General features: G+C 55.7%; 13 protein-coding genes. 5 read left to right on the plus strand and 8 right to left on the minus strand.

All coding sequences use genetic code 11. The features are described 5' to 3' along the window. The first annotated feature begins 9 nt into the window (after positions 1-9). Positions 10-3,099, plus strand: a complete 3,090-nt coding sequence (locus tag BFV67_RS04825; RefSeq protein ID WP_069597934.1) for a beta-galactosidase — start codon at positions 10-12, stop codon at positions 3,097-3,099. Positions 3,100-3,138: 39 nt separating this feature from the next. Here BFV67_RS04825 and BFV67_RS04830 read toward each other — a convergent pair whose 3' ends face one another. Then, positions 3,139-3,966: a nickel/cobalt efflux protein RcnA gene (locus BFV67_RS04830; RefSeq protein ID WP_039265850.1), complete on the minus strand. Its 828-nt coding sequence runs from the start codon at positions 3,964-3,966 to the stop codon at positions 3,139-3,141. 131 nt (positions 3,967-4,097) lie between these two features. Here BFV67_RS04830 and BFV67_RS04835 point away from each other — a divergent pair, with 131 nt between their 5' ends. Next, complete coding sequence (locus BFV67_RS04835) at positions 4,098-4,370, plus strand: metal-sensing transcriptional repressor (RefSeq protein ID WP_008499280.1); 273 nt, start codon at positions 4,098-4,100, stop codon at positions 4,368-4,370. On the opposite strand, the gene BFV67_RS04840 is transcribed toward BFV67_RS04835, so the two are convergent. Continuing rightward, positions 4,363-5,928 carry an EAL domain-containing protein gene (locus BFV67_RS04840; RefSeq protein WP_008499281.1) on the minus strand — a complete coding sequence of 522 codons (1,566 nt, stop codon included), beginning with the start codon at positions 5,926-5,928 and terminating at the stop codon, positions 4,363-4,365. The genes BFV67_RS04835 and BFV67_RS04840 overlap by 8 nt on opposite strands. A gap of 219 nt (positions 5,929-6,147) precedes the next feature. Between BFV67_RS04840 and BFV67_RS04845 the strand changes: the two genes are divergently transcribed. Together BFV67_RS04845 and ykgO are read left to right on the plus strand one after the other, a co-directional pair. Then, entirely contained in the window at positions 6,148-6,408 is a 261-nt protein-coding gene (locus BFV67_RS04845) for a type B 50S ribosomal protein L31 (protein WP_006176933.1), read from the plus strand. A gap of 2 nt (positions 6,409-6,410) precedes the next feature. Further along, on the plus strand, positions 6,411-6,551 hold the full coding sequence (gene ykgO / locus BFV67_RS04850) for a type B 50S ribosomal protein L36 (RefSeq protein ID WP_003859006.1): 141 nt from the start codon (positions 6,411-6,413) through the stop codon (positions 6,549-6,551). On the opposite strand, the gene BFV67_RS04855 is transcribed toward ykgO, so the two are convergent. Further along, positions 6,548-7,258 carry a GNAT family N-acetyltransferase gene (locus tag BFV67_RS04855; protein WP_045352701.1) on the minus strand — a complete coding sequence of 237 codons (711 nt, stop codon included), beginning with the start codon at positions 7,256-7,258 and terminating at the stop codon, positions 6,548-6,550. The two genes, ykgO and BFV67_RS04855, sit on opposite strands and share 4 nt — an antisense overlap. 101 nt (positions 7,259-7,359) lie before the next feature. On the opposite strand from BFV67_RS04855, the gene pdxR reads away from it, so the two are divergent. Continuing rightward, a complete protein-coding gene (gene pdxR / locus BFV67_RS04860; protein ID WP_063453152.1) occupies positions 7,360-8,820 on the plus strand; it encodes a MocR-like pyridoxine biosynthesis transcription factor PdxR in 1,461 nt (486 codons plus the stop codon). On the opposite strand, the gene BFV67_RS04865 is transcribed toward pdxR, so the two are convergent. The 5 genes from BFV67_RS04865 to acrB form a co-directional block, all read right to left on the minus strand. After that, positions 8,792-9,259 (minus strand): YlaC family protein, encoded by a 468-nt coding sequence (locus tag BFV67_RS04865; RefSeq protein ID WP_008499285.1) that lies wholly within the window; start codon positions 9,257-9,259, stop codon positions 8,792-8,794. The two genes, pdxR and BFV67_RS04865, sit on opposite strands and share 29 nt — an antisense overlap. 117 nt (positions 9,260-9,376) lie before the next feature. After that, positions 9,377-9,928, minus strand: coding sequence for a maltose O-acetyltransferase (gene maa / locus BFV67_RS04870; RefSeq protein WP_069597935.1), 552 nt, complete (start codon positions 9,926-9,928; stop codon positions 9,377-9,379). A gap of 206 nt (positions 9,929-10,134) precedes the next feature. Continuing rightward, on the minus strand, positions 10,135-10,353 hold the full coding sequence (locus tag BFV67_RS04875; RefSeq protein WP_008499287.1) for an HHA domain-containing protein: 219 nt from the start codon (positions 10,351-10,353) through the stop codon (positions 10,135-10,137). A 27-nt stretch (positions 10,354-10,380) separates the two neighbouring features. Next, positions 10,381-10,755, minus strand: coding sequence for an Hha toxicity modulator TomB (tomB, locus tag BFV67_RS04880; RefSeq protein WP_008499288.1), 375 nt, complete (start codon positions 10,753-10,755; stop codon positions 10,381-10,383). 509 nt (positions 10,756-11,264) lie between these two features. Beyond that, entirely contained in the window at positions 11,265-14,411 is a 3,147-nt protein-coding gene (acrB, locus tag BFV67_RS04885) for a multidrug efflux RND transporter permease subunit AcrB (protein ID WP_008499289.1), read from the minus strand. Positions 14,412-14,415 lie beyond the last annotated feature (4 nt).

Consider the following 14,415-nt stretch of genomic DNA (forward strand, 5'->3'; position numbering starts at 1 on the left):
GAGGTTACTATGTCCAACACATCCTCGCTGACCCTCAGCGACATCCTGGCCCGTCGGGACTGGGAAAACCCCGGCGTTACCCAGTGGAACCGGCTGGCCGCACACGCGCCGTTAGACAGCTGGCGTAATGAATCTTCCGCCAGAGATGACGCTGGATCTATCAGCAGGCGCTCTCTTAACGGGATGTGGCGATTTAGCTATTTTTCTTCACCCGAGCAGGTTCCTGAGGCATGGGTCAGCGAAGATTGCGTGGATGCCGTCGCGATGCCCGTGCCGTCGAACTGGCAGATGCAGGGGTTCGACACGCCCATCTATACCAATGTCACCTATCCCATTCCCGTTAACCCACCTTTTGTGCCGCAGGAAAACCCGACAGGTTGTTACTCGCTCACATTTGACGTTGATGACGCCTGGCTTCAGCGCGGGCAAACCCGAATTATTTTTGACGGCGTGAACTCGGCATTCCATCTGTGGTGCAACGGGCAGTGGATAGGCTATTCCCAGGACAGTCGATTGCCCGCCGAGTTTGACCTCTCGGCGGCATTACGCCCCGGGCAGAACCGCCTGGCGGTCATGGTCTTGCGCTGGTGCGACGGCAGCTATCTGGAAGATCAGGACATGTGGCGCATGAGCGGCATTTTCCGCGATGTCTCCCTGCTGCATAAGCCGGAGACGCACATTGCGGATTATCACGTGGTCACCGATCTGAATGCCGAGCTGGACCGCGCGGTGCTGAAAGTCGACGTCGCGCTGGCAGGCACTAACTACCCGGAATGCGAGGTGGCGATCACGCTGTGGCGCAACGGCGAGCGGTGTGGCAGTACTACCCAACGGCCCGGATCTGCCATTGTGGACGAGCGCGGCAACTGGGCCGAGCGGTTAACGGCGGCGATCCCGGTTACAGCCCCGGCGTTATGGAGTGCAGAAACCCCGGAACTCTATCGTCTGACGATCGCGCTTTTGGATGCGCAGGGCAACGTGCTGGAGACGGAGGCCTGCGATGTCGGCTTCCGCCGGATTGAAATCAGCAACGGCCTGCTGAAGCTCAACGGTAAACCGCTGCTGATCCGCGGGGTTAACCGGCACGAGCATCACCCGGAAAACGGCCAGGTGATGGACGAAGCGACGATGCGCCGCGATATCGAAATCATGAAGCAGCACAACTTCAACGCCGTGCGCTGCTCGCACTACCCGAACCATCCGCTGTGGTACCGGCTCTGCGATCGCTACGGGCTGTACGTCGTTGACGAGGCCAATATCGAAACCCATGGAATGGTGCCGATGAGCCGCCTTGCTGACGATCCGCGCTGGCTGCCCGCCATGAGCGAGCGCGTGACCCGCATGGTGCAGCGCGATCGTCATCATCCCTCAATTATCATCTGGTCGCTGGGCAATGAGTCCGGGCACGGTGCAAACCACGACGCACTGTACCGCTGGGTGAAATCCACGGATCCGACGCGTCCGGTGCAGTATGAAGGCGGCGGCGCGAACACGGCGGCGACCGATATTGTCTGTCCGATGTATGCCCGGGTCGATCAGGATCAGCCCTTCCCGGCGGTGCCTAAATGGTCAATCAAGAAATGGATCGGCATGCCGGATGAAACGCGTCCGCTGATCCTCTGCGAATACGCCCACGCGATGGGAAACAGCTTCGGCGGATTCGCGAAATACTGGCAGGCGTTTCGCAGCCATCCTCGCCTGCAGGGGGGATTTGTCTGGGACTGGGTCGATCAGGCATTAACGAAGAAAGACGAAAATGGCAACGCGTTCTGGGCGTACGGCGGGGACTTTGGCGATAAGCCAAACGATCGGCAGTTCTGCCTTAACGGCCTGGTCTTCCCCGATCGCACGCCGCACCCGGCGCTGTTCGAGGCGCAGCGCGCGCAGCAGTTCTTCACCTTTACGCGGGTCAGCACCTCTCCGCTGGTGATTGAGGTGCAAAGCGGGTACCTGTTCCGCCATACCGATAACGAAGTGCTGAGCTGGACGGTTGCCCGGGATGGGAAGGTACTGGCTTCGGGCGAGGTGACGCTGGCGATAGCCCCTGAAGGTGTTCAGCGTCTGGAGATCGCTCTGCCGGAATTGAAAGCCGAGCCGGGAGAAGTCTGGCTGAATGTTGAAGTGCGCCAGCCGCGGGCAACACCGTGGTCACCGGCTGACCATCGCTGCGCGTGGGAACAGTGGCTGCTTCCGTCTCCGCTGTTTGTCGCACCGCCAGCCTCTGCGGGCGAGCCGCCGGTTTTGACGCAAAACGACCGCATCCTTGAGATCGCGCATGGTCAACAGCGCTGGCAGTTCGATCGCGCAACCGGAAACCTGGCTCAATGGTGGCGAAATGGCGTGGAAACGCTGATATCGCCTCTGACGGATAACGTCAGCCGTGCGCCGCTGGACAATGATATTGGGGTGAGTGAAGCGACGAAGATCGATCCGAATGCCTGGGTTGAGCGCTGGAAAGCGGCGGGCATGTACGATCTTACCTCGCGCGTTCTGTACTGTGAGGCAGCGCAGCACGCAGACGAGGTGGTGGTCACAACCCAGCACGTCCTTGCGTATCGCGGCAACGCGCTGTTTCTGAGTCGTAAAACCTGGCGGGTGGACGATCGAGGAGTACTCCACGGCGATATTCAGGTGGATATTGCGTCTGATATCCCGGAACCCGCGCGCGTTGGCCTGAGCGTTCATCTCGCCGAAACGCCGGAAAACGTGTCCTGGCTGGGGCTGGGGCCGCATGAAAACTATCCGGACAGAACGCTGGCGGCACAGCAGGGGCGCTGGACATTACCCCTGGCGGAGATGCATACGCCGTATATCTTCCCGACGGAAAATGGTTTGCGCTGTGATACGCGGGAGCTGGCGCTGGGAACGCATCAGCTGAACGGCCGGTTCCATTTCTCGGTGAGCCGCTACGGCCAGCAGCAGCTGCGGGAGACAACCCATCACCATCTGCTGCGCGAAGAGCCGGGATGCTGGCTCAATCTCGATGCGTTCCATATGGGCGTGGGCGGCGACGACTCCTGGAGCCCCAGCGTCTCGCCGGAATTCCTCCTGCAGACACGCCAGCTTCGCTATACCTTCAGCTGGCAGCAGAACCCTTAACTGACCCTGGAGATGCGGCCACAGAGTGTGGCCGCAGGCTTACGCCAGAATGCCGCTCAGGCCATGCAGGCTCATATAAATCCCTACCACGGTAATCAGCGCAGCGGAGATCCACGGTGCTTTACGGGAGAATTCGCTAAACCCGGGCCAGCGTTTGGTCGCGTGCTTGAGGCTCAAGGCGGCAATCGCGCCGGAAGCGACAAGCGTTAACGCCAGACCAATGCTAAAGCTGAACACCAGCGTCGCGCCGAGGGCGAAATGCTTCAGCTGCAGGCAGATCAGCAGAACGGTAATGGACGCCGGGCAGGGGATAAGCCCGCCGGTCAGGCCAAACATCACGATCTGTCCGGTGGTGACGTTTTGGCCGCTGAAGCGCCGGTTAATATCCTGCGCATGCGCGCGCTGGTGGGCGTCCTGCCACTCTTCTTCAACCAGCGGGTGTTCGTGGTGGTGATGTTCATGATGATGGTCATGGTCATGGTCATGGTGGTGGTGATGATCATGGTCGTGATGATGATCGTGTGGCTGGCTCTCTTTCCAGGTTCGCCACGCCATCCACAGGGCGATCGCAACGATCAATACCCCTGAGATCAGCTGGAACCAGGGTTCAGACGTATGCGCATCCCATCCCCGCCCAAACCATAAACCCGCCATGGCGATAATCCAGACTACTGCCGTATGCGAAAGCGTAGCGGCCAGGCCGAGCAGGACCGCCTGTTTCAGCGTGCCGCGGATAGCCACGATAAAGGCGGCCATCATGGTTTTTGAGTGACCCGGCTCCAGGCCATGTAGTGCACCGAGCAGGATAGCGCTGGGAACAAACAGCCAGGCATTACCCTGCTGCAGAAGTGAGGCGAAATCGTTCATTGAAATTTCCGGAATGGAAGCGTGCGCAAATAGTACTCCCCCCCAGTAGCTTAATACTACCCCCAGTAGAAAAATACTCAGGGGGAGTAGAGCGTGATATGCTCTAAAAGCCAAAACTGAGGGAGACAGAGATGTCACATACCGTTCGCGACAAGAAGATGTTACTGACTCGCCTGAAGAAAATTCAGGGGCAGAGCACCGCGCTCGAAAAAATGCTCAACAGCGAACACGAATGCGCCGAGGTGTTACAGCAGCTGGCGGCGATCCGTGGAGCGGTCAACGGCATGATGATGCAGGTGATTGAAGGGCACCTTACCGATCACGTGGTGAAAGAGCCCGAAGAGGCGCAGCGTGAAGCCGATCTTGGCGTGGTGCTACAGGTGATGAAATCCTACCTTAAGTAGCGTGCGTGCCGAGGTTATTCTCTGCCCAAAGAATAAATTCCGTCTTTGGTAGCGCTTTGCTGTAGTACCAGCCCTGTCCGTACTGCACGCCGTGCTGGTGCAGCCAGGCGAGCTGCCCGGCGGTCTCGACGCCTTCCGCCACCATCGCCAGCTTCAGCGACTTCGCCATTTCAATAATGTGCGGCGTCACGTTTTTATACTCCAGCGCATCCACGAACGATTTATCAATTTTTAGCGTGTCGACATCCAGATCCTGCAGATAGCTCAGGCTGGAATAGCCCGTACCAAAATCATCAATATAGACAGGGTGCCCCGAACGGCGGAATGCGGCGATAGCCGGCGCGCTGATTTTGGGATCGGCAAAGCCGCGCTCGGTAACCTCAAGGGCGATTTGGCCTGGGTGGACCTTCCATTTGTTCAGCAAGTGACTCAGCAGCGGCGGCAGCGTGCCGGAGGTCAAATCGGCGGGCGCGAGGTTGATGGAGATATGCTGATCGGGGTGAAGATGCAGCCAGCTGCCCATATCCTCGAACACCTTTTCGATAACGAGCTGCGTCAGCTGGGAGATAAGCCCGGTTTGTTCAGCAAGAGGGATAAAAATATCAGGCGAGAGGCTGCTTCCGTCCGGCTGCGGCCAGCGCGTCAGCGCCTCTGCGCCGACAATTTTTCCGCTACACAGCGCCACGATGGGCTGATAGTGAACCACAAAATCGCGGCTGTTAATGGCATCAAGCAGGCGGTTGCGCGGCGACTGGATGCGACGCAGTATCCGCAGGACAAAGAGCGCGGCAAGCAGGCTTATCAGGATGCCGAAGGGCAGCCACAAAAGCAGCTGCCGGTGCCAGGTTTCAGCCAGCGGTTTGAGCGTAGCCCATGCAACGACGGTAAACCCCAGTTCAGGGACGGGCTTCATAACGTACATTGAACCATCGTACTGTATGCTGGTCATCTCCTGACCCATGATCATGTCACGGATATGCGGATCGAGCGTATTGCTGCTGGCAAAGATGCGGCGTGTGGTATTTCCTACCAGGGCAGCATCAATCGCTATCTCGCCGAAGGGGATCACATCCACAAGCGAGGCCGGATCGACCAGAACCAGGTAATGACCTTGCCCCAGTACGGCCATGTAGCGATGAAACCCCAGATCGTTTTGCGTGGTCAGCCATGCGCTGTAACCATCTTCGGTAACGCGCATCGGCGGGGGGAAAGGGGCGGCATGGCTGGTTTGTTCAAGAGAGGAGCAGAGTGGCCTGAGGTTGTCGATATAAATCACTTCCTGCACATATCGCCACGAGAAAGCGACCCGTCGCATCTCCCTTAACTGCAGGGGGCTGCACGGCACACCCTCAAAGGCCTGCAGATGATTGAGCGCTTCCTTCGCCTGATCCACGACCTTGTCGGTACGTATCAGCACGCGTGAGGCATAATTATCCAGCGCATCGACAAATTTATCTTCCGCCTGACGATGAGCCAGCCAGATGCTCAGGCAAATGGGGACCAGCACGGAAAAGATAAGTATGCCAGTCACCAGACTGACCAGATGTCGGGTTTTCATGCTGTCGTTTCCTTCCTCGTATACCCGTTCCTGAGCACTGAGTTCCCTGCCTGAAGAGAAAGATTTTACCGCGAAATGATATAGTTATAGCACGTGGGTGGCGTGGTTTTCATTTTATCTCAGGTAAACCAGAAAATATCGTCAGAAGGAAGGGGTTGTTTTTTTAACCTGGCCTGGATATTATTTTGTTATGTTATAACAAAACATAAGGGATTTACGATGAAACCAAACATCCATCCAGCGTATCGCACCGTGGTATTCCACGACACCAGCGCGAATGAATACTTCAAAGTGGGTTCAACCATTAAGACCGACCGCGAAATTGAACTCGACGGTGAAACGTATCCGTACATTACCATCGAGGTTTCTTCAAAATCGCACCCGTTTTATACCGGTAAGCAGAAAACGTTCTCCACGGACGGCAGCGCAGCGCGCTTCCGCAAGCGTTTTGGCGGTTTTCTCAATGCGAAGCGGGGCTAACCATGCAGGTACTTAACTCATTGCGCAGTGCAAAACAGCGTCACCCGGATTGCCAGATAGTCAAACGCAAGGGACGCTTGTACGTGATTTGCAAATCCAATCCGCGCTTTAAGGCGGTGCAGGGCCGTAAAAAAAGACGCTAAACGCGCGTTTCTCGCCAGCTTTCCAGGGATCTTTTCTGTTTGCCATCGGCAGTAAAATTGTCGGTGGCAAGCCAGCTTTCAAAGGCGTTTGCCAGCGCCGGCCACTCTTTGTCGAGAATCGAAAACCAGTCGGTATCCCGGTTATGACCTTTTATGACCAGCGCCTGACGAAAACGCCCCTCAAACTGAAAACCCAGACGCAGTGCCGCTTTGCGGGAAGGCTCGTTCAAACTATTGCACTTCCACTCATAACGCCGGTAGCCCAGGGTATCGAACACATACCGCATCAGCAGATATTGCGCCTCTGTTGACATGGGCGTGCGGCTTAAAAGAGGCGAGAAGTGAACGTGCCCCACCTCCACGACCCCGTTTTTAGGATCGATCCGCATCAGGGACAGCGTCCCGACCGGAGACCGGGTCTGGTTATCGATAACGGTAAAGTGTATGGGGTCGGATAACTCGCTTACGCTCGCCACCCATTCGGCAAATTCCTCTGCGGTAGCGTCGGGTTCACGCAGCAGCCACGTCCAGCTGCGCGTATCTTCAGCGAGGGAATAGGCGGAAAACAGCGCGTTGGCATGCTCCACGCGCAGCGGTTCAAGCCGACAATAGCGTCCCTGAAGCACGACCCGGGACGGGTGCTGACGAGGCTGCCAGTCGCTAAGCGCTTCGCCTACGGGCTGTCCGAACTGATTGAATGTCTTCATCTTAATTTCCGTGACGTTGAAAAGAGTTCCAGACTAGTGAATTGCTGGTTCCTTAAAAAGAACCACTGCGCTATGTTTTGATGGTGCCACGAGGAGGCGAGATGAATATACCGGGTGATGAATTTTATACCTTGCTCAATGCTGCCCTGCAAAAACGTGGGAAAGAGACGCGCCAGCGCGCGCTTTATCTTGCGTTACGGGAGGCCATACTGTGCGGAAGGCTACTGTCCGGCAGCCAGCTTCCCGGTTCGCGAACGCTGGCTCAGCAGCTCTCCCTTTCCCGCAATACCGTCAATGCGGCGCTGGACCAGCTCACGCTGGAAGGGTATTTGCAGCGTAACCGCCAGGGAACGCGGGTGGCACAGCTCGCTCACCGCTCTGTCGCCCGGACATTGCCGGACCCTGCCATCAGGCTCGCCCGGCGGGTCGGCCTGCTGCCAGCGCCCGTGCCCCGGGACACGCCGGTGCTGGCGTTTACCCCGGGAACCCCGGCTATCAACTATTTTCCGCTACCGCTGTGGCGGCGATTGTACGATCGCGTGATGCGCGAGGAGGGAAGTGCCCTGCTAGGGTATGGCGACCCGGCCGGTGAACCGTCGCTGCGGGCAGCAATTGCCCGACACCTCGCCCTGTCCCGCGGTATCGACTGCGACGCCAGCCAGATAGTGATAACGGAAGGGGCGCTTGAGGGGGTTAACCTGTGCACCATGCTGTTGAGTGAGCCTGGCGATGTCGCGTGGGTGGAAAACCCCGGCTATAGCGGGGCAAAGAGCGCGTTTGTTAAAACAGGCCTGACCATGACGGGAATCCCTGTTGATGACGAGGGAATGTGCTGGGAAGGACGGGATGCGCCTGCTCCCTCGCTGATTTTTACCTCGCCTTCGCACCAGTTCCCTTACGGAAGCGTGCTCAGCGCCCGGCGACGTCTGGCGCTGCTGGAACTGGCCCGGCAGCACAACGCCTGGATCATTGAAGACGATTACGACAGCGAATTCCGTTATGCCGGTGAGCCTGTTCCGGCGATGCTTGGGATGGTCAACAACGCGCCCGTGGTTTATCTGGGAACGTTCAGTAAAACACTGTTTCCGTCGCTCAGAATGGGGTTCATGGTCTTGCCGCCAGCGCTGGCGAAAGCGGCTCGCCCGGCCATCGGCTCGCTGTTGCGGGGCGGGCATCGTGCCGAACAGCGTACGCTGGCGCTGTTCATTGAAGAAGGCCACTATGCCCGTCATCTTGCCGCCATGCGTCGGCTCTATCGTAAGCGATACCGCCAGCTGCGGGAGGTGCTGGGGGCAGAGCTTCACACGCCGCACCGTATACTGGCCGGTGAAGGCGGGATGCATCTGACGCTGGCGATAGACGATATTGACGATCAGACGCTGGTGGCGCAGGCGAGGGCGTTTCAGCTGGCACCCGCTGCACTGAGCGGGTATTACCTGGAGGCGAAGCAGGGGCAAACCGGTCTGGTTTTAGGTTACGGCAACACCTCTGCTTCGCAGTTTGCGCCGGGGATCCGGCGTCTGCAGGCGTTAATTACGCAGCAGCAGGGCGCGAAAGGGTAAAGACATCATAGAAAGAGAGCTGGCCTTTGGTGGAGACCATTTTCTGCAGCTTCTCTTTTTGCGCTGTTTCAACGGCCGGAGAGTGCATGATGCTGTCTATCAGCTCCGTGGGCACGAAACGTGTGTTATACCATTCACCGTTGTAGCAGACCCGGAAATCGAGAACGTCGATATCTTCGTAACGATAGCGCGGATTCACGTCGAAAAAGAAAAAGGCGTTAAAGACCACAAACAGCACAACCAGCAGCCAGACGGAGTCCACCAGCGTTTCGGACTTCAGCATCACAATCAGCGTCGCCAGCCAGGCGGCATACATGGCGACAAACAGTCCAGGATGTTTGCGAATAAAGCTAATGCTAAAGCGCGGGCGATTGTCGCGCTTTTCGCGGAGGTTAAGATCGTCGATGGTGGCGGTAAGCAGGCGCTGTATCTCGGTCATTTTTTGCCTTCATAAGAGTTGACAATACAGGGTGTCTGCCAATTTTAGGGGAGCCATCGGGCTGAAAAAAGTAACAGTCAGGCGCTAAAAGACCATAACAGTTGGCTCCCCGCGCCCTTATAAAATTTTGATGATTTTTGCCGGATTGCCGCCCACGACGACGTTAGCCGGGACGTCTTTTGTCACCACGGCGCCGGAGGCCACCACCACATTATCACCGATCGTGACGCCGGGGTTAATGACCGCCCGGCCACCAATCCAGACATTATTCCCAATGTTGACCGGTTTCCCAAACTCCACGCCGCTGTTCCGTTCCTCTGCATCCAGCGGGTGGGTGGCCGTATAAATGTGCACACCCGGCGCGAGCATGCAGTTATCGCCGATGCGAACAGGGCAGACATCCAGCATCACGCAGTCGAAGTTCGCGTAAAAGTTTTTGCCCAGATAAATATTGTATCCGTAGTCGCAGCGGAAGCTTGGTTCTATATAAGCGCCTTCGCTTTGCCCCAGAAGTTCCGCCAGGATGTTCTGGCGTTCTGTCTTTTCATCGGGCGCGGTGTGGTTATAGCGGTAAACCAGATGGCGGGCCCGCAGTCGGTCGGCCCGTAACGTCTCATCGCCGGGGCGATAATGTTCACCGGCAATCATCTTCTGTTTTTCTACGCTCATAGGAAACCTCTCTGGAAATGATTACCGCAGGGTAATCGGAACAGGTCGAGAGGGGAACGTTCCCGAAAAGCCGATGTGACTGTCGTCACAACATTGTTGCTGATGAACACGTTTTACACGGAGACCTGGCCTGGGCACAGGGAACATAACGGGATAGGTAAAAAACTCAGAACGTGGCGTAGAACTCTACAGACACCCTTCAAAGATTAACGGACAAATTTCCATACAGAAGTAGGGATTTTGTCATACAACTTATTCATGGTCAGCTCAGCAAGACGATGGTCAGCGGCTGAATAAAATACGGCCAGTTCATTATCAGAAAGCTCGTATTTATTCTTTTCAATCACGCGTTCGAGGGTGTCAATTGACTGACAACGTCGTAAGCGCATCAAATAATCGATTTTAGTGAGTGGTTTATCAGACATAAATTCACCTTAGTAATTGTAATAATTTTAACAGGAAAGGCTAACCGGGTTAGCTCTGCTCACGTTGACGAAACAGCGGAATAGCCGGTTTCCCGATTTACGCCATTTTTGCAAATCCTGGGCGTTAATGCCGTAACTACTGAACAACATAAAGGTGTCGTCCAGGTATTCATCAATTTGCTCAATGAGCTTATTATCTTCATTGTACTTAATTTTATAATTAAGTGCGAAGGTTGCGATATGCTCTATCAGCTCATTCAACTGTAAATTGATGGCAGACGTTGGGTCGTTTACCCAGCCATGGTTGCTTTCATCAAGGTTGGCAAGGCAGTCATGGTACAAGGATTCGCAGAGAAATTTCAACTGCGCGATATCATGCCTTTTTGGCGAGTACTCGTCCATAGCGCATCCCCTTCTGAGTGATTTCTTACTCACCGAACATCATTGTCGGGATGGATACAACTGACTTAGCTACATGAGTGCTGTGTTCCTGATAACCTAACTATAAGCCACTCCTTCCTGGATTTCATCGCGCTATTACGAAAAATTACAAATAAAACCGTAGACTGCGAGCATGTACGCAATGTTCCACCCTGGACACCCCTTTTTTATCCAAATTAACGCGCTGTTTTATCGCTTCCTTACGTTTCATTGGCTTAGCAAAAATAGCGAGAAAAGTTCAGATTCGAACTCCACGTTGTCAGAACTTCTTATTAGGAATATTCCTAATAGCTTAAGCGGGGAAATGAAATTAAAAAAATCCTGAATTCACCGATTAAGTTATCAGTTAATTATGATATGTCTAATTAAGATGGCAGAAAATAAATTGAATCACAATAAGCGTAATTTATGATTTTTTCTGAAAATGAAAAAGGCCGCTAATGCGGCCTTTTTATCATGTGAAACCGGTATCAGTGAGGTTCTACCGAATGCGCGTGTTCAACATCTTCATTCTTACGGCTGAAGCGGCGGCGAACCACCACGAAGAACACCGGTACGAAGAAGATAGCGAGTACGGTTGCGGTGATCATACCCCCCATAACGCCCGTACCGACCGCGTTCTGCGCACCGGAGCCCGCACCGGAGCTGATAACCAGCGGCAGTACGCCGAGGATAAACGCCAGTGACGTCATCAGGATTGGGCGCAGACGCATACGAACAGCCTCAAGCGTCGCCTCAATAAGACCTTTGCCTTCTTTCTCCATCAGATCTTTGGCGAATTCAACGATAAGTATCGCGTTCTTCGCCGACAAGCCAATGGTTGTCAGCAGGCCTACCTGGAAGTACACGTCGTTGGTCAGTCCGCGGAACGTTGCCGCAAGCAGCGCACCGATAACCCCGAGCGGTACCACCAGCATAACGGAGAACGGAATTGACCAGCTCTCATACAGCGCTGCCAGACACAGGAAGACGACGATCAGTGAAATCGCGTACAGGGCAGGGGCCTGGTTACCGGACAGACGTTCCTGATAGGACATCCCGGTCCAGTCGTAGCCAACACCCGAAGGCAGTTTGCTCGCCAGCTCTTCCATCAGGTTCATGGCTTCACCGGTGCTTCGGCCCGGCGCAGCCTGACCCAGGATCTCCATTGATGGCAGACCGTTATAGCGTTCCAGACGCGGCGAACCGTATTCCCAGCGTGACGTTGAGAATGCCGAGAACGGTACCATCTGACCATTGCTGCCGCGCACGAACCAGCTGTTGATATCGTTTGGCAACATACGGTACTGCGCCTCGGACATCACGTACACTTTCTTCACGCGACCGCGGTCGATGAAGTCGTTAACGTAGCTACCGCCCCAGGCTGCGCCCAGTGTGGTGTTGATGTCACTGATGGATACGCCCAGCGCCTGAGCTTTCTCCTGGTCGATGTCGATTTTGTACTGCGGCGTATCTTCCAGGCCATTTGGACGCACGCCGACCAGCAGGTCAGGGTGCTTAGCCACTTCGCCAAACAGCTGGTTACGCGCCTGCGTCAGTTTTTCGTGACCCAGACCGCCCTGGTCAATCAGCTGGAAGTCGAAGCCGGTCGCGGTACCCAGTTCAACAATCGCCGGCAGGTTGAAGGCGAACACCATCGCATCTTTAATCTGCGAGAAGGTGCCCATCGCACGGCCGGTAATGGCTTCAACCTTGTTCTCTTTGCCCGGACGTTCAGACCAGTCTTTCAGAGAAACGAAGGCGATACCGGTGTTCTGACCACGACCCGCAAAGCCAAAGCCGTTAACCGCAAACACGGATTCAACGTTGTCTTTCTCTTTGGTGAGGTAGTAGTCCGTCACTTCGTCCAGCACTTTCTGGGTACGCTCTTGCGACGCACCCGCAGGAAGCTGTGCCATCGTCAGGAACACGCCCTGGTCTTCATCCGGCAGGAACGAGCTTGGCAGACGAACGAACAGAATCGCCATCCCCGCCACGATGATGATATAGAGCAGCAGGTAACGACCGGTGCTGCGCAGGATGTTGCCCACGCTGTCGGTGTAGTGGTGCGTGCTCTTATCAAACATGCGGTTAAACCAGCCGAAGAACCCTTTATGCTCGCCATGACCGCCTTTCTGAATCGGCTTCAGCATGGTGGCACACAGCGCAGGCGTCAGGATCAATGCGACCAGTACCGACAGCGCCATCGCGGAAACGATGGTGATCGAGAACTGACGGTAAATCGCACCGGTAGAGCCGCCGAAGAAGGCCATCGGGATAAATACCGCAGACAGTACCATCGCGATACCAACCAGCGCGCCCTGGATCTGACCCATTGATTTACGGGTGGCTTCCTTCGGCGGCAGACCTTCTTCCGCCATCACGCGCTCGACGTTCTCTACCACGACGATGGCATCATCCACCAGCAGGCCGATGGCAAGCACCATCCCGAACATCGTCAGGGTGTTTATCGAGAAGCCAAAGGCCGCGAGGATAGCAAAGGTCCCCAGCAGAACGACCGGAACGGCGATGGTTGGGATCAGCGTCGCGCGGAAGTTTTGCAGGAACAAATACATGACCAGGAACACCAGGATGATCGCTTCTGCCAGCGTTTTAACCACTTCGTGAATCGAAATTTTAACGAATGGCGTGGTGTCGTACGGATAAACGATCTTCAGGCCTGACGGGAAGTACGGTTCCATTTTCTTCAGTTCTGCACGGATCGCCGTGGCGGTATCCAGGGCGTTCGCGCCTGTCGCCAGTTTGATACCCAGACCGGAAGCCGGTTTACCGTTGAACTTCGCGATGATGTCGTAGTTCTCACCGCCCAGCTCGACTTTCGCCACGTCGCGCAGGCGAACCTGCGAGCCGTCCTGATTCACTTTCAGCAGAATTTTGCTGAACTCATCCGCGGAGGTCAGACGGGTTTGCGCGATGATCGAGGCGTTAAGCTGCTGGCCCTTCACCGGCGGCGTACCGCCTAGCTGACCGGCTGCCACCTGGGCGTTCTGCGCTTTAATGGCGTTAATCACGTCAACCGGCGTCAGCTGGAAGTTGTTCAGCTTGTTCGGATCCATCCAGATACGCATTGCGTACTGAGAACCGAACAGCTGCACGTCACCCACACCGGACGTACGGCTGATGGCGTCCTTCATGTTGGCGCCCACGTAGTCGGAAATATCCTCCTGCGTCATGGTGCCGTTGGTGTTGATAACGCCGACAACCATCAGGAAGCTACTGGACGATTTCTCGACGCTCACGCCCTGCTGTTGTACTTCCTGCGGCAGCAGCGGCATCGCCAGCTGCAGTTTGTTCTGCACCTGAACCTGCGCAATGTCAGCATCCGTACCTGACTCGAAGGTCAGGGTGATCTGAACTGTACCGGTAGAGTCACTGTTTGAGGACATGTACATCAGGTTATCGATACCGTTCATGTTCTGTTCGATAACCTGAGTGACGGTGTCCTGCACCGTTTTTGCATCAGCCCCTGGGTAGGTCGCGGAAATCGTCACCGCCGGTGGCGCAATCGTTGGATATTGCGCGACAGGCAGCTTCAGGATCGCAAGTCCCCCGGCCAGCATGATGATAATGGCGATCACCCACGCAAATATGGGGCGATCGATAAAGAAATTAGGCATGTCT

The organism is Enterobacter roggenkampii, from assembly GCF_001729805.1.
In the GTDB taxonomy this organism is placed as follows: domain Bacteria; phylum Pseudomonadota; class Gammaproteobacteria; order Enterobacterales; family Enterobacteriaceae; genus Enterobacter; species Enterobacter roggenkampii.